20 protein-coding genes, 1 tRNA gene and 1 pseudogene are annotated in these 23,322 nt (G+C 72.5%); 13 read left to right on the top strand and 9 right to left on the bottom strand.

Going from position 1 to position 23,322, the window contains the following annotated elements:
* Nucleotides 1-13: 13 nt before the first annotated feature.
* Nucleotides 14-1,048, bottom strand: a complete 1,035-nt coding sequence (locus ABZ622_RS05040) for a hypothetical protein (protein WP_360540489.1) — start codon at nt 1,046-1,048, stop codon at nt 14-16.
* Between the two features lie 187 nt (nt 1,049-1,235).
* On the opposite strand from ABZ622_RS05040, the gene ABZ622_RS05035 reads away from it, so the two are divergent.
* Together ABZ622_RS05035 and ABZ622_RS05030 are read left to right on the top strand one after the other, a co-directional pair.
* Nucleotides 1,236-1,556, top strand: a complete 321-nt coding sequence (locus tag ABZ622_RS05035) for a multidrug efflux SMR transporter (protein WP_342282776.1) — start codon at nt 1,236-1,238, stop codon at nt 1,554-1,556.
* On the top strand, nt 1,556-2,092 hold the full coding sequence (locus tag ABZ622_RS05030) for a TetR family transcriptional regulator (protein ID WP_360540486.1): 537 nt from the start codon (nt 1,556-1,558) through the stop codon (nt 2,090-2,092). The genes ABZ622_RS05035 and ABZ622_RS05030 overlap by 1 nt, the downstream gene beginning before the upstream one ends.
* A gap of 48 nt (nt 2,093-2,140) precedes the next feature.
* Here ABZ622_RS05030 and ABZ622_RS05025 read toward each other — a convergent pair whose 3' ends face one another.
* A complete protein-coding gene (locus ABZ622_RS05025) occupies nt 2,141-3,028 on the bottom strand; it encodes a winged helix-turn-helix transcriptional regulator (RefSeq protein WP_360540484.1) in 888 nt (295 codons plus the stop codon).
* Nucleotides 3,029-3,143: 115 nt separating this feature from the next.
* On the opposite strand from ABZ622_RS05025, the gene ABZ622_RS05020 reads away from it, so the two are divergent.
* Entirely contained in the window at nt 3,144-4,430 is a 1,287-nt protein-coding gene (locus ABZ622_RS05020; RefSeq protein ID WP_360540482.1) for an MFS transporter, read from the top strand.
* 87 nt (nt 4,431-4,517) lie between these two features.
* A complete protein-coding gene (dapD, locus tag ABZ622_RS05015; RefSeq protein WP_360540480.1) occupies nt 4,518-5,507 on the top strand; it encodes a 2,3,4,5-tetrahydropyridine-2,6-dicarboxylate N-succinyltransferase in 990 nt (329 codons plus the stop codon).
* On the opposite strand, the gene dapA is transcribed toward dapD, so the two are convergent.
* Nucleotides 5,504-6,388 (bottom strand): 4-hydroxy-tetrahydrodipicolinate synthase, encoded by an 885-nt coding sequence (gene dapA, locus ABZ622_RS05010; RefSeq protein ID WP_360540478.1) that lies wholly within the window; start codon nt 6,386-6,388, stop codon nt 5,504-5,506. The genes dapD and dapA overlap by 4 nt on opposite strands.
* A 208-nt stretch (nt 6,389-6,596) precedes the next feature.
* Here dapA and ABZ622_RS05005 point away from each other — a divergent pair, with 208 nt between their 5' ends.
* Entirely contained in the window at nt 6,597-7,217 is a 621-nt protein-coding gene (locus tag ABZ622_RS05005) for a DUF4232 domain-containing protein (protein WP_360541009.1), read from the top strand.
* 56 nt (nt 7,218-7,273) lie between these two features.
* On the opposite strand, the gene ABZ622_RS05000 is transcribed toward ABZ622_RS05005, so the two are convergent.
* Nucleotides 7,274-8,407: a peptidoglycan bridge formation glycyltransferase FemA/FemB family protein gene (locus ABZ622_RS05000; protein ID WP_360540476.1), complete on the bottom strand. Its 1,134-nt coding sequence runs from the start codon at nt 8,405-8,407 to the stop codon at nt 7,274-7,276.
* Nucleotides 8,408-8,544: 137 nt separating this feature from the next.
* Between ABZ622_RS05000 and ABZ622_RS04995 the strand changes: the two genes are divergently transcribed.
* Complete coding sequence (locus ABZ622_RS04995) at nt 8,545-9,267, top strand: antibiotic biosynthesis monooxygenase (protein WP_360540474.1); 723 nt, start codon at nt 8,545-8,547, stop codon at nt 9,265-9,267.
* Between the two features lie 18 nt (nt 9,268-9,285).
* On the opposite strand, the gene ABZ622_RS04990 is transcribed toward ABZ622_RS04995, so the two are convergent.
* Nucleotides 9,286-11,142, bottom strand: coding sequence for an endonuclease/exonuclease/phosphatase family protein (locus ABZ622_RS04990; protein ID WP_360540472.1), 1,857 nt, complete (start codon nt 11,140-11,142; stop codon nt 9,286-9,288).
* 260 nt (nt 11,143-11,402) lie between these two features.
* On the opposite strand from ABZ622_RS04990, the gene ABZ622_RS04985 reads away from it, so the two are divergent.
* From ABZ622_RS04985 to ABZ622_RS04965, 5 genes are all read left to right on the top strand, one after another.
* A complete protein-coding gene (locus ABZ622_RS04985; RefSeq protein WP_360540470.1) occupies nt 11,403-12,866 on the top strand; it encodes a hypothetical protein in 1,464 nt (487 codons plus the stop codon).
* A gap of 192 nt (nt 12,867-13,058) precedes the next feature.
* A complete protein-coding gene (locus tag ABZ622_RS04980) occupies nt 13,059-14,573 on the top strand; it encodes an alkaline phosphatase PhoX (RefSeq protein ID WP_360540468.1) in 1,515 nt (504 codons plus the stop codon).
* 99 nt (nt 14,574-14,672) lie between these two features.
* Nucleotides 14,673-14,742: transfer RNA gene (locus ABZ622_RS04975), tRNA-Asn, on the top strand.
* 356 nt (nt 14,743-15,098) lie between these two features.
* A complete protein-coding gene (locus ABZ622_RS04970; RefSeq protein WP_360540466.1) occupies nt 15,099-16,679 on the top strand; it encodes a TROVE domain-containing protein in 1,581 nt (526 codons plus the stop codon).
* A 78-nt stretch (nt 16,680-16,757) separates the two neighbouring features.
* Complete coding sequence (locus ABZ622_RS04965) at nt 16,758-16,988, top strand: hypothetical protein (protein ID WP_037711258.1); 231 nt, start codon at nt 16,758-16,760, stop codon at nt 16,986-16,988.
* Between the two features lie 109 nt (nt 16,989-17,097).
* Here the strand turns inward: ABZ622_RS04965 and ABZ622_RS04960 are convergent, their stop codons facing one another.
* The 3 genes and pseudogenes from ABZ622_RS04960 to ABZ622_RS04950 all read right to left on the bottom strand — a co-directional run bounded on the left by ABZ622_RS04960 (nt 17,098) and on the right by ABZ622_RS04950 (nt 19,473).
* On the bottom strand, nt 17,098-18,306 hold the full coding sequence (locus ABZ622_RS04960; protein WP_360540464.1) for a TerD family protein: 1,209 nt from the start codon (nt 18,304-18,306) through the stop codon (nt 17,098-17,100).
* A gap of 76 nt (nt 18,307-18,382) precedes the next feature.
* Nucleotides 18,383-18,599: pseudogene (locus tag ABZ622_RS04955) on the bottom strand (hypothetical protein).
* 64 nt (nt 18,600-18,663) lie between these two features.
* Nucleotides 18,664-19,473, bottom strand: a complete 810-nt coding sequence (locus ABZ622_RS04950) for an NAD(P)-dependent oxidoreductase (RefSeq protein WP_360540462.1) — start codon at nt 19,471-19,473, stop codon at nt 18,664-18,666.
* Nucleotides 19,474-19,803: 330 nt separating this feature from the next.
* On the opposite strand from ABZ622_RS04950, the gene ABZ622_RS04945 reads away from it, so the two are divergent.
* Entirely contained in the window at nt 19,804-20,763 is a 960-nt protein-coding gene (locus tag ABZ622_RS04945; protein ID WP_360540460.1) for a 5-dehydro-4-deoxyglucarate dehydratase, read from the top strand.
* Nucleotides 20,760-21,938 carry a hypothetical protein gene (locus ABZ622_RS04940; RefSeq protein WP_360540458.1) on the top strand — a complete coding sequence of 393 codons (1,179 nt, stop codon included), beginning with the start codon at nt 20,760-20,762 and terminating at the stop codon, nt 21,936-21,938. Before ABZ622_RS04945 ends, ABZ622_RS04940 begins: the two co-directional genes overlap by 4 nt.
* Here ABZ622_RS04940 and ABZ622_RS04935 read toward each other — a convergent pair.
* Nucleotides 21,921-23,159, bottom strand: a complete 1,239-nt coding sequence (locus ABZ622_RS04935; protein ID WP_360541008.1) for an MFS transporter — start codon at nt 23,157-23,159, stop codon at nt 21,921-21,923. The genes ABZ622_RS04940 and ABZ622_RS04935 overlap by 18 nt on opposite strands.
* Between the last annotated feature and the right edge of the window lie 163 nt (nt 23,160-23,322).

Raw genomic sequence — 23,322 nt, 5'->3', positions numbered from 1 at the left:
CCGGCCGACGCTGTCAGTGGCCGTACTGCGGGCCGTACCCCGGAGGTACGGCCGCCGCCTCGGCGAGGGCCGGGCCCAGGTTCTCCGTGCGCATGCGGCGGTCGACGTAGAGCAGTCCGGTCACCAGCTGCGGGAACGTCGCCGCGATGAACTGGCCGATCAGCTGCCCGAGCGCCATGATCACCAGGTAACCGCTCATGGCGAAGGCGATCGAGGCGGGGTTCGGATCCTCGTCCAGGGTGGCTCCGCCGATGACGCCGGAGAACATGCCGAGGAACGAGAACGGGACCTGGATCATGTAGCTCGCCGCCCCGGCCAGGGCGAAGGCCAGCAGGGAGATCCCGAGGATCCGCCACCAGTCGCCGCGCACCAGTTGCGAGGAGCGGCGCAGGGCGGCCACCGGGGACTGCCCCTCGAACACCACGGCCGAGGGGGCCAGGGAGAACTTCACCCAGAGCCAGATCGCGAGCGGCGCGGTGGCCAGGGCGCCCAGGAAGCCGAGCACGGTCCACAGCACGATCCCGTCGCCCTGCGACAGGGTGATGGCGCCGATGATCAACGCGAAGAAGCCGACCACCATGAGCACCATCGGGATCACCGCGATCAGGCAGGTCAGGACCACCGTTCCGAACACCGCCGGCACGCGGGACCAGGCCCGGCGCCAGATGACGGAGAAGGTGGTCGACCTGCCCAGCACCGCTTCCTGAAGGACCGTGGGAACGGTCGCGTACATCATGGCCGTGGCGACCGCGAAGGTGATCATGGCGACCAGCCAGACGACTCCGAAGGCGATCACCATCGGCACCACGTCGGAGGGCACCGGGTCCTCCTCGGCGCTGAGCGAGACGACCCGGTGCAGATGGCCGCTGACCGCGGAGTACCCGATCAGGGCCGTGACGGCCATGATCACCACCGCCCCGCCGTACACGGCGGCGCCGATGCCGAACAGCTGCTTCCAGTAGCGCCCCAACGTGCTGAAGGCGCCGCCGAATATGTCCCCGAGCTTCAGGGGCGTCAGCGGTATCACCCCGGGCTTCGGCGGTGGCATCCAGCCGCCCCATCCCGGCGGTCCCGGGGGCCCTCCGTACGGTGCTCCGCCGCCCCACCCTGCGTCCTGCGCCACTGCCGCTCCGTCATGTGTCGTTGTCCGGTTTGCTGGTCGGGACACCGTAGCGCCCCGGTCCGCGGGCCCCGCCCGTACCGTCGCACCGGCGGCGATGCGTACACTCGTACACATGGGATACGGACTGCTGGCCGCGGCGATCGCGGCGGAGGTGGCCGGCACGACCGCCATGAAGTACAGCGAGGGTTTCACCCGGCTCTGGCCCTCGCTGATCACCGTCGTGGGATACCTCGTGGCCTTCGGGCTGCTCGCCCAGACGCTGAAGACGCTGTCGGTGGGCACCGCCTACGCGATCTGGGCCGGGATCGGCACCGCCGCGGTCGCCGCCATCGGCATCCTCTTCATGGGCGAGTCCGGCAGCCCGGTCAAACTGGCGGGCATAGCGCTGGTCATCGCCGGAGTGGTGGTGCTGAATCTGGGCGGGGCCCACTGATGGCGCGCCGCTACGACCCCGAGCGGCGCGACCGCATCATCGACGCCGCGATCAGGGTGGTCGGCGCCAAGGGCATCGCGGGGCTGAGCCACCGCTCCGTCGCGGCCGAGGCCGATGTGCCGCTCGGCTCGACGACCTATCACTTCGCCTCGCTGGACGAGCTGTTGATCGCGGCGCTGCGCCGTTCCAACGAGAACTTCGCCGAAGTCATGGGGGAGAGCGGGGCGTTGGCCGACCCGGCGGCCGACCTGGCCGGGGAGCTGGCCCGGCTGCTGGGGGAGTACTTCGCCGGCGGACGCGGACGGGCCGAGCTGGAGTACGAGCTGTATCTCGCCGCGCTCCGCAGGCCCGCGCTGCGGCCCGTCGCCGCCGAGTGGACCGACAGCACCGCCGAACTGCTGTCCCGGCGCACCGATCCGGCCACCGCGCGGGCGCTGATCGCGCTGATGGACGGGATCTGTCTGCAGGTGCTGCTCACCGGCGGCGAGTACGACGAGGCGTACGCGCGGGAGATGCTGCGGCGGATCGCCGGGTGACGGCTCCGTCCGCAGGCGTCGAGTGACGGCTCCGTACCCGCCCGCCCCTCACGCGCCGGGCGGGCCCCCGTTCCGTACCGCCGCCAGGGCGGCCCGGACGCTCGCCTCGATGTCGGTGATCGGGTACAGCGCCTCGCGGACCGTCCGGTCGCGGTCCACCACCAGCGTCAGCCGCTTCAGCCGGCTGGTGCCGCCCGCGCGGAAGGTGGGCAGGCGCAGCGCCGCCGTCAGCTCCAGCTCCGCGTCGGACAGCAGCGGGAAGCGCAGCCGCTCCGCGTCCGCGAAGGCCCGCTGCTCGTCCGGGCGCTGGGTGGACACCCCGTGCACGGATGCGCCCGCTTCGGCGAACTCGGCCGACCGGTCCCGGTAGGTGCAGGATTCGAGGGTGCAGCCGCTCGTGCCCGGGATCTCGGACCAGCCCGGCGGGTAGGCGTCCCGGCGGGCATGGGCGCCGGGGAAGAAGTACAGGACGGTGTACGGGGTGCCGGCGACCGGGTCGCGCGGCGCACCGTCGTGGTCCAGCAGCCGCAGCTCGGGCAGGCGGGTGCCCACCAGGGCGTGCACCCGCGCCGCCTCCTTCGAGGCCTCCGCGGTCGTGGCCGTCGTCTCCCCGTCCCCCAGCACCCAGGTGTCGCCCCAGTCCTGGAGCGCGATCAGCACGGGCAGCAGTGCGCGTCCGCGCCTGGTGAGCCGGTACTCGTACCGGGGCGGCCGGTCCTGGTAGGGCTCCCGGGAGAGCACCCCCGCGTCGACCAGCAGTCGCAGCCGCTCGGTCAGCACCTTGCGGGACACGCCCAGCTCCTGCTGGAGCGCGTCGAAGCGGTGCACCCCGCGTGCCGTGTCCCGCACGATCAGCAGGGTCCACCAGTCGCCCACGACATCGAGCGCTTGGGCGATCGCGCAGTCGGCGTCGGCCAGGCTGGTGCGCTGGGGCATGGACTCCTCCGTTCGTCCCGGTGTCCGCCTGTTCGCCGCTCACCGGATTGACCAGCAGGAAACCACGATGACATAGTCCGTTCCCAAAGGAAACTCACCGGGGAGGGTGCTGGGGATGAGGTTTTCCGGGTTCGTGCGGGACGTGCCGCGCACGGTGCGGCTGCTGGCCTTCGGCTCGTTCCTCAACGCGGTCGTCAGCTTCACCTTCATCTACCTCTTCGTCTATCTGACCGGCCCGCGCGGGCTGGGCGTCCCGCAGGCCGGAGTCCTCGCGGGCATCGGTGGCATCGGCCTGGTCGCGGGAAACTTCACCGGCGGCTGGTTCGGCGACCACTACGGCCACCGCCGCATGCTGCTGGCCGGCGCACTGGCCGGCGGGGCGGCACTCGCGGTCCTGCCGGTCCTTCCGGTCGCCGCGATGTACGGGGTGCTGCCGCTCGCGCAGTACGCGGCGGGCGTCGTGCGCGCCGCCAACGCCGCGCTCGTCGCGGTCTCCGTGCCCGAGGGCGGCCGGCGCCAGAGCTTCGCCCTGGTACGGGCCGCGGGCAACGCCGGGTTCGCCGTCGGTCCGCCGCTCGGCGCGCTGATCGCCGCGCACTTCTCGTACGACTGGCTGTTCGTCGCCGACGGCCTCGGAACCCTGCTCTTCGCCGGGTACGCGGCGGCGGTGCTCCCCGCGCACGGCACCGCGCACACCCGGCCGGCCCGCCGCGACCCCGGCGCCCCCGGCCTCCGGCGGGAGCTGCGGGCCAGGCCCGCCGTGCTGGTCCTGCTCGCCGCGATCCTCTGTGTCGACCTCGTCTACCGGCAGCAGTACTCGACCCTGCCCGTCTTCCTCGCCGAGCACGGCCACGGCACCCGGTTCTACGGCTGGCTGCTGGCCGTCAACGGCGGGATCATCCTGCTGCTGGAACTCCCCGCCGCACACGTACTGCGCCGTCGGGCGCCGCTGTCCGTCGTCGGCACCGGACTGCTGCTGGTGGGGCTGGGTTACGCGGTGCTGATCCCCGGCGCCGGGGCGCTGTTCGCCGTCACGATGATGGCGTCACTGACCGCGGGCGAGATCCTCTACAAGACCACTGCGACGGCCTACGTCGCCGACCAGGCCCCCGACCGCGCGCAGGGCCGCTTCCAGAGCCTTTACGCGGGCGCCTCGATCAGCGGCCAGGTGCTGGCGCCGCCGCTCGGCGGTGCGCTCTACGCCCACGCGCCCGGACTGCTCTGGCCCGCCTGCGCGGTGCTGGCCTGCGGTGCGGGGGCGGCGGTGCTCGTGGCGCGGCGGCTGCCGGGGCCCGGGGCGGTGCCGGGGCCGGTGCACGGGGAGGCCGTCGGGCCGGTGCCGGGGCCGGTGCGCGAGGAGGGCGTCGTACCGGTGCCCGGACGGCAGACGCAGCCCGGCTGACCTGGCGGTCCCGGTTCCGGGCCGGGCCGCGACCATCCGGCGAGACCGGTTGGCCCCGGCGGTGCCCGGCCGGTTAGGTTTCGTGTCATGACCGACACGACTCCTGCTCGCACCACCGGCGCCGTCGCCGCCGGCCTCGCCACCATCGCCGGCGACGGTTCCGTTCTCGACACCTGGTTCCCCGCCCCCGAGCTCACCGCCGAGCCGGGCCCGGCCGGAACCGAACGGCTCACCCCCGACCAGGCCGTCAACCTCCTCGGCGAGGGCGCCGCCAAGGCCATCGGCGTGGACGCCCGCCGCGGTGTCGAGACCGTCGCCGTACGTACGGTCATCGCCTCGCTCGACGACAAGCCGCTGGACGCGCACGACGCGTACTTGCGCCTGCACCTCCTCTCGCACCGCCTCGTCCGGCCGCACGGCCAGAACCTGGACGGGCTCTTCGGCCTCCTCGCCAACGTCGCCTGGACCTCGCTCGGCCCGGTCGCCGTCGACGACGTGGAGAAGGTGCGGCTGAACGCACGCGCCGAGGGCCTGCACCTCCAGGTCACCTCGGTCGACAAGTTCCCCCGGATGACGGACTACGTCGCGCCGAAGGGCGTCCGGATCGCCGACGCCGACCGGGTCAGGCTCGGTGCGCACCTCGCGGCCGGCACGACCGTCATGCACGAGGGCTTCGTCAACTTCAACGCGGGCACCCTCGGCACCTCGATGGTCGAGGGCCGCATCTCCGCGGGCGTCGTCGTCGGTGACGGCTCCGACATCGGCGGCGGCGCCTCCACCATGGGCACCCTCTCCGGCGGCGGCAAGGAGCGCATCGTGATCGGCGAGCGCTGCCTCATCGGCGCCGAGGCCGGCGTCGGGATCGCGCTCGGCGACGAGTGCGTCGTCGAGGCCGGGCTCTACGTCACGGCCGGCACCCGGATCACGCTGCCCGACGGCCAGATCGTCAAGGCCCGTGAGCTCTCCGGCGCCTCGAACATCCTTTTCCGCCGCAACTCGGTCTCCGGCGCCGTCGAGGCCCGCCCGAACAACGCGGTCTGGGACGGCCTCAACGACGTCCTGCACAGCCACAACTAGCTTGTGGCGGCGAGGAGTTCCTCGTACGCCCGCCGCAGCCCGTCGGTCGCCCCGCGTCCGGCGGGCTGCAGCGGTTCACGGACCGGGCCGGCACCGAGCAGGGCCTTCGCCGTGACGGTGCCGGGCAGCCCGGACGCCATCATCAGCCGGGTGAGCGGGACGAGGAGCCGGTTGAGCCGGGCGGCCTCCGCGGTGTCCCCGGCGTCGAACGCGTCCAGGACCGCCCGCAGCGCACGGGGCGCCACATTGGCGACTGTGCTGACGAAGCCCGCCGCGCCCACCGCGTACAACGGCAGATTCAGCTCCTCGCAGCCCGAGTAGTACGCCAGCGAGGTCGCGCCGATCACCTCGGTGGAGGCCGGCAGGTCGTACGCGCAGTCCTTCACGGCCACGATGCGCGGGTGCTCCGCGAGCCGCAGCAGGGTCTCCGGCTCGATGCGGGTGCCGGTGCGGCCCGGGATGTCGTACAGCATCACCGGGAGGCCGGTCGCGTCGGCCACGCGCACGAAGTGCGCCTCGACGGCGGGCTGCGGAGGTCGGCTGTAGTACGGCGTCACCACCAACAGGCCGTCCGCGCCCGCCTGTTCGGCCTGCCGGGCGAGGTCGATCGTGTGCCGGGTGTCCGCGCTGCCGACCCCGGCGACGATCGGCACACCGTCGCCGACCGCCGCCCGGACCGCCCGCAGCAGCTCGGACTTCTCGGCGTCGGTGGTGGTCGGGGACTCGCCGGTGGTGCCGCTGAGCACCAGGCCGTCGCAGCCGTCGGAGACCAGGGCGGCGGCATGCCTCCCGGCGGCGTCCGGATCCAGCTCACCGGATTCGGTGAACGGCGTGATCATGGCGCAGAGCGTGCGGCCGAAGGGCGTCACTGGTGAGGTCATCCTCGAAGTGTCGGCCGACCGGACCGTGAAGGTCCACTTAGATCTGCTTGGGGCGAGCGGCAAGGAGTACTGAACAGTCGTGGGCCCGGTCCCACGGGGTCTGGCATGATCGAACGCCTATGCGACAGGCCGAGACCGGGGTGGGTGCGTGAGCGTGCGAGGACTGGCGGGGACGGGGACCGGGAGACGGCGGCCGCCGGCGGCCGGGGTGCTGGCCGGGGTGCTGGTCCTGACGCTCTCCGGATGCGCCGGGTTCCTGGTGCCGGCGGGCGAGGGCGAGCCGGAGCCGACGCCCAGCGACCCGTACCGGGTGCACGCCGACAAGCTGCCGACGCCGTTCCCCAGCGTCTCCGCCGGGGTCGCCGACCGGCCGGGCGCGCAGGGGCCCGCCCCCACACCCACCGTCCCGGCCGGCTGCCCGTCCTCCGGCGTCGTCGTCGACATGGGCGAGGTGGAGGCGGCACTGGGCCACCGGGCCGTCGGACTCAGTCTCACCAACTGCGGCAGCAAGCCCTACCGGGTCACCGGTTACCCGTCCGTCCGGGCCCTGGACGAGGCCGGCGACCCGCTGCCCGTCCCGGTGAACCCGGGCTCCTCCTACATGGGCACCGACCGCGGGCCGAAGGAGGTCATGCTGAAGCCCGGGGAGACCGTGCGTTCGCTCCTGGCCTGGGTCTCCACCCCGACCGGCGGCGACCTCATCGAGGGCGACGCCCTGGAGATCGCGGCCGCGCCCGGTCTGGAGGGGCGCACCTTCCCGCTCAAGGGCAGCGACGTACGGCTGCTCGACGAGCTCAGCATGACCGCGTGGCGGGCCGCCCCCGCGTAGCGGCACCGGGGCGGCCGGACCCCGGCGCCGGCCCGCGGCCCACCGGACCGGTGCGGTCAGCGGCGCGCCATGTAGAGGCCGAAGGCCTTGTGGAGCACCTTGTTGACCGGGTAGTCCCACTCGCCGATGTACTCGGCGGCCCGGCCGCCCATGCCGACCTTGAAGCGCAGCAGGCCGATCAGATGGTTGCCCTCGTCCAGGGTGTCCGTGATGCCGCGCAGGTCGTAGACGGCGGCGCCCCGCTCGTGCGCGTCGCTCATCATCCGCCACTGGACGGCGTTGCTGGGCTGGACCTCGCGCCTGCGGCCGGTCGAGGCGCCGTAGGAGTACCAGACGTGGTTCCCGACGGTCAGCATCGTCGCCGCGGAGAGCGTCTCGCCCTCGTGCTGGGCGAGGTACAGCCGCATCCGGCCGGGGTCCTCGGCCCGCAGCGCGGTCCACATCCGCTGGAAGTAGCCGAGCGGGCGGGGGATGAAGCGGTCGCGTTCGGCCGTCTCGCGGTACAGCTCGTAGAAGGCCGGAAGGTCCTCGTAGTCGCCCTCGACGACCTTGACGCCCGCCTTCTCCGCCTTCTTGATGTTGCGCCGCCACTGCTGGTTCAGATTGCCCCGGACCTCCTCCAGCGACAGCCCGGCGAACGGCACCTGGAAGACGTAGCGGGGCTGCCCCGCGCTGAAACCGTCCTCGCTCTCCGCCTCGCCGCGCCGCCAGCCCAGCCCGCGCAGCAGTTCCACGACCTCGTCGGCCCCCGGCTCCCGCGAGTCCGGCTCCACGTCGCGCAGCCGTCCGGCGGCCGGATCGGCGATGGCGTCCTTCACCGTGCCCGCGTCCCAGCGCCGGGCGACGACCGGCGGACCCATCCGTACCGTGAACGCGCCCTGAGCCTTCAGATGCGCCACCATCGGATCCAGCCACTCACGCAGACCGCCGTCGTGCCAGTCGATGACCGGGCCCTCCGGCAGATAGGCCAGACAGCGCTTCACCCGGGGGATCGGCCGGTACAGCACCAGCCCGGCCCCGACGATCCGCTCCCGGCCGGCGTCGTCCCGGTCGAACCAGCCGATGCTCTCCGCACGCCAGTCGGGCTTCACATCGCCCCACGACGGGACCTGCATATGGCTCACGGCCGGACGGCTCGCGACGAACGCCAGATGCTCCTCGCGGCCGATGGTCCTGAGATGCGGTGCCATGCGGTACTCCGTTCGTTGTGCTGACGGCGGGTCCGGCGGTCCCCGACGGGCGTGCTGTTGACCTCAAGCGGACTTGACGTATCAGGCTGGTCGGCAACGGCGCGCCACCCCGGTGCGCCCGCCAGGGAGGACCCGTCATGAGTGCGCGATTCGAATCCCGCCCCGATCTTGCCCGTAACGACGTCGGACTCGTCAAGGCGAGCACCTGGGAGGTCTCCACCCCGGAGCGCATGCGGCGGACGGTCGAGGCCGTTCGAGAGGCGTGGGACAGCCGGGACTGGCCGCATCCGGGACTTCTTTCGTACACCGTCCATGCCGGTGAGGACGGGAAGACCCTGTTCCACTACAGCCAGTGGAGTGGTGAGCAGGCGTACCAGGACTTCTTCCGGAACGGCAGGGACGAGCGCAACGCGGACATCGACGCCGCCGTGCCGGGCATCAGGCGGCTCGGGCTGCACACCCTGGAGCTCTACCGTTCCGCGTTCCGGCCGGAGGGCGACGGACGGGAGCCCGGCTGCGTCGTGATCGTCGACGTCGAGTTCGACGGTGCGGACAAGGCGCGGCAACGGGACTGGGTGGACACCGTGTTCGAGGCGCTGGGCACCGACCCGGCGCTTCCACCCGGCGGCATCTCCGCGCACTTCCATGTGAGCACCGACGGGACGCGGGTGCTGAACTACGCCGAATGGGAGAGCGCCGGGGCCCATGTCGCCGCACTGGCCGCGCCCGGTGCCGGCATCGGGTCGGCCACACCGCAGTGGGAACGGGTGCGGTCCTACCCGGGGGTGACCGGCGGCGGAGTGCACCGGTACACGCCCGCGCTCAGCATCCGGCCGAGCGCGGGCGCGCGGCACCACTGAAGGTGCCGCCGGACACCGCTACGGGCGGAAGCGGAGCACCTGCGGGTCGTGGTCGCTGTTCTGATCGGCGAACTCGGCGTTGATGTGCACGCTGTCGTAGTGGAAGTCGTCGATCGACGGGCTGGTCAGGATCTGGTCGAGAACCTGGCTGTTGCCCTGGTAGACGTAGCTGTAACGCTCCGAGCGCGGCAGGGACTTGATCGCCGGGTACAGCACGCGCCCGGCGGTCAGGGCCTCGGCCGTGCCGGAGAACTCGAAGTCGTTGATGTCACCGACGACCAGGACGTCCGCGTTCTTCTGGACGCTCAGCAGCTTCTTGACGAAGGTGTTGACCGCCTGGCCCTGCGCGTGCCGCTGGACCTCCGAGGAACGCGACGGCGGCTGGTGCTCCGAGAAGATCGACTCGTCGCCGCCCTTGGACGCGAAGTGGTTGGCGACGACGAAGACCGTACGGCCGCGGAAGCTGAACTCCCCGGCGAGCGGCTTGCGGCTGTTCTCCCACGCCGGGTTCGCCGGGTCGATCCGGCCGGGCGAGAGGGTCAGCGCGGCGCGGCCCCGCTCCCGGGCGACATCGGTCGCCGTCGTCGCGTCGCCGCCGGCCCGGTCGGTGAACGACACCCGCTCCGGGTTGAAGAGGAAGACCTGGCGGATGTTGCCGCCGGGCTCGCCGCCGTCCTTCTTGTCCTCCGGGTCGATGGAGCGCCAGTCGTACGCCGGGCCGCCCGCCGCCACGATCGCGTCGGTGAACTTCTTCACCGTCACGTCGGCGGCGACCGTGCCGTCGCTCTTCGCGCCGTTGTTGTCCTGGATCTCCTCCAACGCCACGATGTCGGGCGAGGCGAGGTTGTCGACGACCGCCGCGGCGAGCGCGTCGAACTTCTCCTGCGGGTCGCTCGGGTCGAGGTTCTCGACGTTGTACGTCGCCACGGCCAGCTCGCCGCCGCGCTGCTTGCGGGTGGTCTCCCGCCGCAGGCCCCTGTCGGTGACCGTGCCCATGGTGCGGGCGGTCAGCGTATACCCGCCGTACTGGTTGAAGTCGAGCGGGCCCTCGGTCGTACCGGAGAGCACATCGCCCACGTCCGCCTTCGGGAACGGCTGCTGGGCGAGCGGCACCAGGGACTGGATCTGGAGCCGTCCGGTGTTCTGGGAGCGGTACGAGCCGTAGACGGTGCCGCCGCGGCGGGCGTCGTTCTCGCGCGGCTTCACCGTCACCCACAGCTCGGCGTGCGCGTCGGTGGCGCCGACCACCCGCGAGGTGCCGACGCTGATGTTCATCCCTTCGATCGACTCGTAGTAGTCGAGGGCGTAGCGGGACGGCGCGAGGGGCAGCGCGTTGATGGAGCCGCCCGCGGCGGGGTCGCCCTCGGGGGAGTACCGGGAGGGCACCGAGCGCTGCGAGACCCGAACCGGCGCGGGCAGCGCGTTGCCGGAGGAGACCACGGCGACGGTGGGCTTGCTGATCTGGGTCAGCGACTGGTTGCCGGAGTCGAGGCCGCCCGGGACGTATTCGGTGACCGTGCCGGAGACGGTGACCGCGTCACCGACCGCGACGGTGGGCGCGGAGCCGGTGTAGACGAAGACGCCCTCGCTGGTGGCGGGGTCGGCGTCGGGGTTCGGGTCCTGGAACCAGAAGCCCTTCGAGCCGTACGTCCGCACACCCGTGACGATGCCCGCCACGTCGCCGACCTGCTTGCCGACGAGCGGGGATATCCGGGTGGAGCCCTGGATGTCGTGGATCCGGACCTGGCCGTCCACGGGCAGGGCGGTGGTGGAGGCGGAAGCGGAGGTGGTCGCGGCGCCGGTGAGCAGACCGGCGGCGAGGGCGGCGGTGACCACGGCGGAGACGGCGGTGGTTCTGGACGATGCGGCAGGCATCACGGGCTCCGGGGGTATGAGGGTCGGAACGGAGATCTACGCGCGTCAATCTCTTGTGTGCGCAAGGGGGTTGTCAAGGTCTGCCGGGTGGACTGCCGCTGTCCGTTTCATGAACCGGGCGGCATGGGGCGAAATGCGTCTACGCTTGGGCCGCCCGAACCGTACGCCCAGCATGCCCGGCCCGTACGTCCGGTACACCCGGCACGCACGTCCGGTACGTCCGATGCGTACGCCCGGTACGTCCCGAGGAGAACCGCCTGATGTCCGCAGAGCCCCCCACCCTGCCGCCCGTACGGCTGCGCACCGAGGCCGAGCTGGCACGGGACGCGCTCGCCGCGCCGCTGCTCGCCCGCGCCGTCCGGCTCGCCCGCTGGGCGGGCCCGGAGACCCGGGTCGGCGCCGGCGGCGAGCTCGTCGACGCCCAACTGCCCGCGGCGGCCGAGCACATCGGCCTGGCGGCGGACGAGGACGGGGCCGCGGAGGCCAGTGAGGCGTGGCGGCTCGCGGTCGACACGGGGCTCGTCGACGTCGAGGACCCCGGCCAGGACGCCGGACCGGACGCGGAGGGGACCGCCCGCGCCGGTGCGAACCTGGCGCTGGTCAACGGCGGTTCGCCGAAGGACGTCCTGTCGATCTGGCTCGACGGCCTGGAGGCCGCCCACGCCGACGCCACCGCCCCCGTCTTCGACGACCTCGCCGATCTCGTCGGCGAGGACGGCTCGATCGACTTCGAGTCCCTGGACTGGGACCCGGAGGTCGAGGCGGAATTCCTCGACGAGGTGCTCGGCAACCTGTACCTGCTCACCGTCGGCGACGGCCGGGGCGGCACGGACCCGGCCCCCGTGCCGCTGCCCGCCCTCGCCGCGTCGGTGATCGTCCCCGACGACATGGGCGAACCCACCGACGACATCCTTGAGCAGGTGTCCGAGGCGATGATGCGGCTGGACGACCAGTTCCGGGTCCTCGAACCCATCGGGATCGTCGAGTACCGCCCGGTGGACGAGGCGTTGCTGGTCGAGGAGGGGGAGGACACCACCCCGCCCGCCGACGACGAGGACGTCACCCGGTACGGCATGGTGAAGCTGACCGCCCTCGGCCTCTACGGGCTGCGGAGCCGGATGCTGGAGGCCGGGGTGGACGCCCCGGCGATCGGTGACTTCGCGGACAAGGGCGCCGACGGACTGCTCGGCGGGATCGCGTACTACCCCGAAGCGGCGGCCCGCAGCGAGGTCGAGCTGTGGCTCGCCCGGCGCGGCGGTGCGGACGGTGCGGCGGCCGAACTCCTGGCCGCGTCCCGGGGCACGGACCGGCAGGCACCGCTGCGCAGGCTCCACTGCCAGCAGGCGCTCGCCCTGGTCGGCGCGGAGGCGGAGCCCGCGGTGCGCGCGGTGCTGGACGACCCCGAGCTGGGCGGCCTCGCCCGGGTCTGGCTCGCGGAGCTGGGCGCCGCCGGTGTCCCCGCACCGCCGGAGTCGATGATCTTCTGGCTGGCCATCGACACGATCGCGGCCCAGCTGGAGACCGACGGCGATCTGGACGAACTCCAGGACCTGGTCGAGGGCCTGGCCGGCCAGCACAGCGGCTTCTTCGACGAGGCGTGGCGGGTGGCGCACCCGGCGACCGCCGACGTCCTCGAAGCGATGGGGCGGCTGCACAGCGACAAGAAGAAGGCCAAGGAGGCCCGCAAGGCGGCGTTCAAGGCCCGTTCGCGCCAGGGAGCCTGACCGCCCGGCCGGGTACGGGGCGGACGGCGCGGGCGGGCCGTCCCGTGCCGAACGGCGACTTCGGGACACTCCTTTCGGGCCAACTGCACAGGAAGGATGCCTCCCGACGTCGCCCGCTGTTCAACTGGTGTTGGCGCGGAGGCGCGAATGTGGGCACGCCAACACCCCGCCCAGCTGCCCCAGGAGTACGTGATGCCCTTCACGCGCAGGGAATTCACCAGACAGTCCGCCCTCACCGGTGCCGGCATCGCGCTGACCGGTACCGTCGCGGCCCTCGCCACCGCGCCGGGCGCCCTGGCCGCCGGGGACTCGAAGCACGGCCACGACGGCCACGACGGCCACGAACACGACCACGGTCACGGTCACGGCCGTGAGCCCGGCTACGGGCCGTTGACGGCCGACCCCGAGGGCCTGCTCGCGCTCCCGGCCGGCTTCTCGTACCGGGTCATCACCCGCTGCGGGGTCACCAAGCTGGAGAGCGGCGAGTCCACCCCCTCCAACCACGACGGCACGGCCGCCTTCGAGGGCCCGCGCGGCGTCACCCTGCTCGTCAACAACCACGAGCTCAGCGGCGTCCGGGCCGACTGGGAGCACCCGGTGCCGCTCACCGACGGCCTCGTCTACGACCCGGTCGCGGCCGGCGGCTGCACCGTCGTGGAGACCCGCCGCGACGGCCGTACCGCAGAGTGGGTCGGCATCGCCGGCACGTCCACCAACTGCGCCGGTGGCGCCACCCCGTGGGGCACCTGGCTCACCTGCGAGGAGACCGAGGACAAGGCCGGCAAGAACGGCCTGCTCAAGGACCACGGCTACGTCTTCGAGGTCGACCCGTACGACAAGCGCGCCAACCGCGCCCCGCGCCCGGTCAAGGCGTTCGGCCGGTACGCCCACGAGGCCGTCGTCATCGACCCGAAGCAGGGCCACGCCTACCTGACCGAGGACGCCTCGGGCCCCAACGGGCTGCTCTACCGCTGGGTTCCGCCGCACGGCTTCCGGCACGGCCGCGGCAAGCTGCGCACGCTCGCCGACGACGCCGGTGTCCTCCAGGCCACCAAGTGCTTCGACAGCAACGGCAAGTTCGTCGACGACCTGTCCCGCGCCACGAAGATCGGCACGGTGTACGGCGTGGACTGGGTCGACGTCCCCGACCGTGACGCCAAGTCCGTCTCGGTGCGCAAGCAGTTCGCCGAGGGCGAGATCACCCGCGCCCGCAAGCTCGAAGGCATGTGGTGGGGTGACGGCGGCGCCTACATCGTCTCCTCGTTCGCCCGCTCCGAGAGCCCCGTCCAGCACGACGGCCAGGTCTGGTTCTACGACCCCAAGCGCCGCACACTGACGCTGAAGGTGCTGCTCGGTGTGAACGCCGACCCTTCCCCAAGCTCTCAACTTCGTTCGAGCAGGGGAGGCCCCACCCAGGACGGCGCCTTCGACGGCCCGGACAACATCACCGTCTCGCCGTACGGCGGCCTGGTCATCGCCGAGGACGGCGACGGCATCCAGCACCTCTTCGGCGCGACCGAGAGCGGCCGCACCTACCCCATCGCGCGCAACGAGCTGAACATCGGCAGCGAGGAGAAGCCGGAGTACAGCGAGTTCACCGGGGTCACGTTCTCGCCCGACGGCAGGACGCTGTACGCCAACATCCAGACGCCGGGCATCATGCTCGCGATCACCGGCCCGTGGAAGCGCCAGCCGAACCGCCACTGACGGCCCGTCGCCGGACATCCGGCAATGGCGTCCTCTCCGTCCGGCGCGCGTAATTCCCTCGCGCGCCGGACGGGCATCCCTCTAGAGTCCTGTCCGTGCCCAGGTGCGCAGGCAGGACCTACTTCCACTGTTAATGGGGATGTCGCGGGTTCGAGTCCCGCCACCGGATCCGTTCCGGTGTAGCTCAGTCGGCAGAGCACCTTCGTCGGTTCCGCCGACCTTGATCTCTGGGCACCACAACTTCATCAGCACGACTGCATCGCACCTCCCGGTGCGCAGGCTGCGGCTACTTCCTCTCACGAAACCGCCGCCGCCGACTCTGATCTCGGGAGGCACGGACGCCGGGGGGTGCCCGGTGCGCAGGCGACGGTTACTTCCTTCGGACTGAGGGTTGCGGGTTCGAATCCCGTCCGGCCACGGCCGGTAGCTCAATCGGGTAGAGCATCAGTGAGCCCGTCGCCGACTCCTGATCTCGGGCACCCCTTTTCCGCCGTGCCTTCTCCCACTGAATTCGGGGGAATTCACATGGCACGCTTCAACACCCGCACCACCAGGCCCCGTGCCACCTCGCCCGTGAGGACGACCGGACACACCGCGCCGACCCATCGGGGCGGCCGGGGATTCCTGCGCGACACCCGCTCCGAGCTCTTTCTGCTCGCGGTCGCCAATTTCGTATCGCAGCAGACCTTTCACGAGGACGGCGATCAGCGCGACGAGCGCTTCGCCGAACTGGTGCGGGTGCTTGCCGTCGACGACCCCGAGTGGACCGCCGGCCTGCTCCACTGGCTGCGCCGCGACGGCCGGATGCGTACCGCCTCGATCGTCGGCGCCGCCGAGTACGTGAAGGCCCGGCTGGACGCGGGCGCCGAGGACGGACCGTCCAACCGCCGGGTCGTCGACTCCGTCCTGCTGCGCGCCGACGAGCCCGGGGAGCTCCTCGGGTACTGGACCTCGCGCCACGGCCGGGCCGTGCCCAAGCCGGTCAAGCGCGGCATCGCCGATGCCGTGCGCCGGCTCTACAACGGCAGGTCGCTGCTGAAGTACGACACCGCGTCCAAGGGCTACCGCTTCGGCGACATCCTGAACCTGGTGCACGCCTCGCCCGACCCGCAGAAGCCGTGGCAGGGCGAACTGTTCCGGTACGCCCTCGACCGCCGCCACCACCCCGAGGCGGCCGTGGTGCCTGACTCGGACCGGATCCTGAACGCACACCGCGCGCTGATGGAGCTGCCCGCCGGGCAGCGGCGGGCCGTGGTCGAGAGCGCCGACGGGGCGGACCGGCTGGCTGCCGGGGGCATGACCTGGGAGGCGCTGGCGGGCTGGCTGCAGGGGCCGATGGACGCCACTGCCTGGGAAGCGGTGATTCCGTCGATGGGTGTGATGGCGCTCATCCGCAATCTGCGCAACTTCGACGAGGCGGGCGTCTCGGACGAGGTCGCCGCGCGGGTGGCGGAGCGGATCTGCGACCCGGCCGCGGTCGCCGCGTCCCAGCAGTTTCCGTTCCGCTACCTTGCCGCCCACCAGCACGCGCCCTCGCTGCGCTGGGCCCACCCGCTGGAGAAGGCGCTCGGCCACTCGCTGGACAATGTGCCCGCACTGCCGGGGCGGACGCTGGTCCTGGTCGACCGCTCGGGCTCGATGTGGTCGCCGCTCTCGGACCGCTCGCAGCTCAACCGGGCCGACGCCGCCGCGATCTTCGGCACGGCGCTGGCACTCCGGGCGGCCGATGCCGATCTGGTGCAGTTCGGTACGAACAGTTCACCGGTGACATTTCGCCGGAGCGAGTCCGTGCTGAAGGTCCTGGAGCGCTTCGGCGACCTCGGCGGCACCAACACCGAGGAGGCGGTGCGCCGGCACTACCGGGGACACGACCGGGTGCTGATCGTCACCGACGAGCAGGCGTCGTTCTCGTACGCCGCGGACGCCGTCGCGGCGGTGCCCGCCACCGTGCCCGTCTACACCTGGAACCTGGCCGGGTACCGGGTGGGACACGCCCCCTCGGGGGACGGGATGCGCCACACCTTCGGGGGTCTTTCGGACGCGGCGTTCCGTCTGGTGCCGCTGCTGGAAGCGGGCCGTGACGCGGACTGGCCCTGGATCCGCTGATCACGAATCCGGTATCAGTGCGTCCCCTGCGGTGAACGGGCATGGCGTCGGGCGTTCCCAGGGCGCATACTCAAGGTAATGAAACAGTCAGCCGGATCCCGGCGCCACCTGCCTTCCAGTCCCTTCAACCGCCCGGCCCAGGCGGCCCCACCGGTCGAATTGTTCGATGTGGGCGACAGGGTGTCGCATGATCAGTTCGGACTCGGCCGCGTCCTCGCCGTCGAGGGCGACAACGACGCCGTGCTCATCGACTTCTCGGGGCGACAGGGGAGGATCCTGAGCCCGTACTCCAAGCTGACCAAGCTCTGAGAGCGGCGGCGAGCACGCACGCGGCGTTTCCCCCGTCACGCTCTCCGGATTCAGGGGCACCTGCAGCCGACAGGTGCCCCTGAATGCGTATCCGGAGCCCGCTGCCGCGCTACAGCGACTGGGCGGCGGGCTTCACCATGCCGCGGACGGTGCGCGACTTCACGAAGTCGCCCATGGCCGTCATCTCCCACTCGCCGGTGAACTGCTTGATCAGCTTGGCCATCATCACGCCGGTCTGCGGCTCGGCGCCGGTCAGGTCGAAGCGGACCAGCTCCTCCCCGGTGGCCGCGTCGAGCAGCCGGCAGTAGGCCTTGGCGACCTCGGTGAACTTCTGGCCGGTGAACGAGTTGACCGTGAAGACCAGACCGGTCGCCTCCGCCGGGATCCGGCCCAGGTCCACGACGATCACCTCGTCGTCACCCGCGCCCTCGCCCGTGAGGTTGTCGCCGGAGTGCTTGATCGCGCCGTTCAGGATGGAGAGCTTGCCGAAGTAGCAGCTGTCCAGGTGGTTGCGGTTGGGGCCGTAGGCGATCACGGAGGCATCGAGATCGATGTCCTTGCCCCGGAACGCGGGCTCCCAGCCGAGCCCCATCTTGACCTGGGAGAGCAGCGGCCGGCCGCCCTTGACCAGGGAGACCGTCTGGTTCTTCTGGAGGCTGACCCGCCCCTTGTCCAGGTTGATCTTGCCGGGCGCCGACGCGGGCGCGGGCGGGGCCGGCGGGGCGGCGGGCGCCGGGGGCGCGGCGATCCGGGGGTCGACCGGGGCGGCGGCGGGCATCGGGGGCGCCACCGGCGCGGGTGCCGGGGCGGCGGGCTCCTCCTCGACCGAGACCCCGAAGTCCGTGGCGATGCCGGCCAGCCCGTTGGCATAGCCCTGGCCGACCGCGCGGGCCTTCCAGGCGCCGTTGCGGAGATAGACCTCGATGACCACGAGCGCCGTCTCGGCGCCCAGCCGGGGCGGGGTGAACGTGGCGAGCGCGCTGCCGTCGTCGGCGTTGCGCACGGTCGCGGTGGGCTCGATGCCCTGGAAGGTCTGGCCCGCCGCGTCCGGGCTCGCGGTGACGACGATCTTCTCGATGCCCGGCGGGACCGCGGTGGTGTCCACCACGATCGCGTCCGGTGCGGTGCCGCCGCCGGAGCGGTAGGTCACACCGGGGCCGTTGGGCTGGTTGTAGAAGATGAAGTCGTCGTCGGAGCGCACCTTGCCGTCTGCGGTGAGCAGCAGGCCCGAAACGTCGAGCCGCACGGGTGCGGAGACGTCCACTGCCACGCGGGCGGCGGAGAGAGGGATGTTCGAGCCGGGGGTCATAGCGGTCATGCTCGGGGTAACGAACGACCCCGCTTTGCCGTTCCCTTACTTTTCCGGCTCTGCCGGCCGGTTTCGCCGGGCTCCGTCAGCGGTTGCGCGGATGGCTGCGGGCGGTGCGCTCGGTGCCGTGCTTGTACGCCCCCGTCCAGCGGGCCATCACCGGTTGCGCGTCCCCGACTCCACCTCGGCCAGGAACTTCTCCGCCCGGCCGCCGCGCAGGGTGCCCGTGGGGCGGCCGTGGTGGGTGATGGTGACGCTCGCGCCGCCGTGCTGTCGTACAGGAATCCGGAAGGTCTCGGCATGGCTCCGCATCCTGCCCGTCGTGCGGTGCCCTGTCGCGCGGTTTTCGGTGGTGCCGGACCGTGGTCAGCGCGGCCAGATCGGCGGGTTGGTGCAGAAGTGACCGCCGAGGCGGGCGTGGTCGGGGTTGTCCGGGTCCAGTTCGCCCTGCTCGGCGATGAGCCGGGCCGCGTACGGCTCGGAGTCGTCCTGCGGCTCGTACCCCAGTGAGCGGGCCGTCGTCAGGTCCCACCACAGCCGGGTGTTGCCGGAAGAGCCGTGCACGACGGTGTGCCGCACGTCCTCGGCGGTGAGCGCGGCGTGGAAGAGCCGGGCGCCGTCCGCGGGGCTCATCCAGACCGAGAGCATCCGTACCGAGGTCGGCTCGGGGAAGCAGGAGCCGATGCGCACCGAGACGGTCTCCATGCCGTGCCGGTCCCAGTACAGCTGGGCGAGGTCCTCGCCGAACGACTTGGACAGGCCGTAGAAGGTGTCGGGGCGGCGCGGGGCGCCGACGGGGATCAGCGGGTCGCCGGGGAGCGGGCGGGGGGTGTGGCCGAGGACGTGGTTGGAGGAGGCGAACACGATGCGCCGCACGCCCTCCTCGCGGGCGGCCTCGTAGAGGTTGTACGTGCCCTCGATGTTCGCCCTGAGGATCTTGTCGAAGCCGGCTTCCAGGGAGATGCCCGCGAGATGGACGATCGCGTCGACGCCCCGCACGGCCTCGCGCAGCGCCTCCCGGTCGCCGAGGTCGGCGGCGATCGCGTCCGGCTCGCCCTCGACGGGGACGACGTCCAGGAGGCGGAGCCGGTAGCCGTACGCGGGCAGGAGTCCGCGCATCAGGGTGCCGAGGCCGCCGGCGGCGCCGGTGAGCAGGACGGTGCGGGGAGCGGGCATACGCGGATCTCCTCGGGTACGTGGGTGCGCACGCGCGGTCCGGGCGCGCGGCACGGCTCCTGCGATGCCTGCGACACCTGCCTGCGGACGTCAAATCCATGGACGGCATTCATATGCGTGGACTAGCTAAGAAGTCCTGGCGCGCGGAGTCAAGTGCGCGGACGGGGGTCGGGCACCGCTCGCACGGAGTCGCGCACTCCGCGTCCGGCGTCGGTCACCTCGGCCGTTCCTCTCCTTGACCTGCGCCGCGCGGCTGCCTTAGCGTGTCAGCGTTCATGAATATGGACGCCGATCAGAATTGTGCACGCCTGAACCGCTCAGGGAGCGCCAGTGACCTCAGCCCCTCTTGCCGCCCGACTCGGCCGTGTCGCCGGGCCGCTCTTCTTCCCCGTCACCGCGTACGGACCGGACGGCGACGTCGACCTCGATGCCTTCCGCGCCCATGTGCGCACCGGCATCGACGCCGGTGCGGCGGCGGTCTTCGCCTGCTGCGGCACCGGTGAGTTCCACGCGCTCACACCCCAGGAGTTCCGCCGTGTCGTCGCCGCGGCCGTCGAGGAGACCGCCGGTGAGGTACCCGTGGTCGCGGGGGCCGGATACGGCACGGCGCTCGCGATCCAGTACGCGAAGCTCGCCGAGGAGGCGGGCGCGGACGGACTCCTCGCCATGCCCCCGTACCTCGTCGTCGCCGACCAGGAGGGGCTGCTCGGCCACTACACCGCGCTCGCCGCGGCCACCTCGCTGGAGACGATCGTCTACCAGCGCGACAACGCCGTCTTCACCCCCGCCACCGTCGTCGCACTCGCCGCCGCGCCCGGCATCATCGGCCTCAAGGACGGCTACGGCGACCTCGACCTGATGCAGCGCATCGTCAGCGCCGTCCGCACCGGGCTGCCCGGCGCGGACTTCCTGTACTTCAACGGACTGCCCACCGCCGAGCTGACCGGCCCGGCCTACCGGGGCATCGGCGTCAACCTCTACTCCTCCGCCGTCTTCGCCTTCGCGCCCGACATCGCGCTGGCCTTCTACCGGGCGCTGGACTCCGGCGACGACGAACTGACGGGCGCGCTCCTCGACCACTTCTACCGGCCGCTCGTCGAGCTGCGCGCCAAGGGCCGCGGCTACGCCGTCTCGCTCGTCAAGGCCGGGGTCCGGCTCGGCGGCCTGGACGTCGGCGAGGTCCGCACCCCCCTCACCGAGCCGCCCGCCGCCCACATCGAGGAGCTCACCGCGATCGTCGCCCGCGGCCGTGCCCTGCTGGAGAAGTACGGGCAGGAGCGGCGCGGGTGAAGACCTCGGCCTTCCTCTACCCCTGGGACGTCGTCGGCGACCCGGACGCGGCCGCCCGCGTCGCGGACCTGGGCGTCCAGCAGGTGACGCTCGCCGCCGCCTACCACTCCACCCGGGCGCTGACCCCCCGCCACCCCGGGCACCGCATCGTCACCGCCGAGCACGCCGCGGTGCTCTACCCGCCGGACGCCGCCCGGTGGGCGGGGCGCGAGTTGCGACCCCACGAGCAGTCCTGGGTGGCCTCGGACGATGCGTTCGCCGAGGCCGCCGAGGCCCTCGCCGGAGCCGGTCTGGAGGTCCACACCTGGGTGGTCCTGGCACACAACTCCCGGCTGGGCGCCGAACACCCGGACACCTCCGTGGTCAACGCGTACGGCGACCGCTACCCCTGGGCACCGTGCATCGCCGGGACCGAGGTCCGCGAGTACCTGGTCGCCCTGGCGGCGGAGGCGGCGGTCCGTACGGGTGCGCGCGGCACCGAGCTGGAGTCCTGCGGCTGGTACGGCTTCGCCCATCTGCACGCCCACGACAAGATCGCGGGCGTCGGGCTGGGGGACGCGGCGCAGTACCTGATGTCGCTCTGCTTCTGCCCCGCCTGCCGGACCGGCTATGCCGGACAGGGACTGGACGCCGACGCGCTGGCCGCGGCGGTACGCGGCGCGCTGGAACCGGCCTGGGCCGGTGCCGGCTCCCCGGAGACCGGCCGGGCGGGCATCGAGAAGCTCCTCGGCGCCGACCTCGCCGAAGCCACCCTCCGGTGGCGCGGCACGGTCGCCCGTACGCTCCAGGAGTCCGCGGTCGCCGCCGTGCGGGCGGCGGCCCGGCCGGGGTTCCAGGTGCTGCTGCACGCCGACCCCGAGCCACACCGCACCGGCGCGAACGTCGGCGTCGACCCGGGGCACATCCTCTCCGTGGCGGACGGCGTGGTGCTGCCCTGCACCGGCGGCGACGCGGCGCGCGAGGCCGTGCTCGGCCCGTTCGCCGGGCGCGGCGGGGTGCTCGCGGCCAACTTCGGCGTGGTCACGGGGATGGGCGGCAGCCCCGCCACGCTGGAGCGGGACGCCGCGCACGCCGTGTCGCTCGGCGCGGACCAACTGCGGCTGTACCACGCGGGGCTGGCCTCGGCCCCCGACCTGCGGGCCGTCACCGAAGCGCTCTCACGCCTCGGCCGGTGAAGAAGCCGGGCCGGTGGGGGAGTCCGTCAGCCTTCCCCGCCGGCCCTTCACCAGCACGACCGCGGTCAGCAGCGCGGCCGCGCCGACCAGCGGCAGCAGCACCCTGATGTCCACCAGCGCGATCAGGCCCGCGCCGAGCGCCAGCGCCACCGCGTTCGGCACCATCATCAGCGTGTTGGCGGTCGCGGCGGTACGGCCCAGCACGGCTGCCGGGGTCTCCCGCTGCACCGCCGTCATCGCGGCGATCAGCACACACGGCAGCCCGATCCCGACGGCCGCGCTCGCCGCCAGCGCCACCGCGTCGTACGGCAGCGCCCGCGACCCCACCGCCACCGCGAACAGCGCGATCCCGGCCGCCGTGAACACCCGCTCCGGCAGCCGCCGCAGCAGCGGACCGGCCAGCAGCCCGACCGCGACGGACCCGGCGCCCTGCACCGCGTACAGCACACCCGCGTAGGTGGGGGAGTGCCCCAGCCCGTCGTCCACCACGGCGTAGATCGCGGCCCCGTTGAGCCCCGCGCACAGCATCGTCACCGAACCCGCGAGCACCAGCGGCCGCAGCACCGGCGAACCCCACACCTGCCGTACCCCCGCGGTGAGTTCGCCCCGCCGACCGGTCCGGGCCGCACCGGCCGGGTGCGGCCGCGGGGCCGGCAGCAGCGCGTAGACCCCGGCCGCCAGCACGAACGACGCCGCGTCCAGCAACGCCACCGCCCCGCCCCCGAAGCGCGCGTACAGCCCGGCACCGGCCAGCGGCGCCAGCAGCTTCATGCCCTCGCCGGCCATCATCCGCAGCCCGTTGAAATCACCCAGCAGCCGCTTGTCCACGGCCCCGGCGACCAGCGTCGACTCGGCCGCCTCCATCAGCACGAAACTCGCCCCGTACAGGACGAGCACGGCGAACAGGAGCCAGATCCGGCCCGCCGAATCGACCATCGTCAGCGAGGCCAGCGCCCCCGCCATCACGAGATTCGCCCCGACGAGCAGCCGTCTGCCCGGGATCCGGTCGGCGATCGTCCCGAGCGCCGGGCCGACCAGCACCGGCAGCCACATGGCGAACACGGCGAGCGCCGCCAGACTGTCCGACCCGGTCAGGGACTTGACCCAGACCCCGGCCGCGAGCCACATCGCGGAGGTCCCGAAACCCGAGACGACGACCGCCGTCAGGAACAGCCCCGCCGTACGGTCCCGCAGCACCCGCACCGTCGCCGACCCGCTCACCGCACCCACGACACCCACCACACCCTCCCGACCAGCGCCTTCGTCATGGGACAAGGCTGCCGACCGAGGAGGCCCGGCGGCATCGGGAAGATGCCTCATCCGCGCACCCGGCGGGGAGACCTTCCCCCGCCGGGCCCGGGGCGGATGCCGTACGGTCCGGCGG

It is taken from the genome of Streptomyces sp. NPDC007164 (genome assembly GCF_040634135.1).
GTDB lineage: Bacteria > Actinomycetota > Actinomycetes > Streptomycetales > Streptomycetaceae > Streptomyces > Streptomyces sanglieri.
The sequence above is the reverse complement of the archived record's forward strand: the minus strand, read 5'-3'. Positions and strand labels throughout refer to the sequence as shown.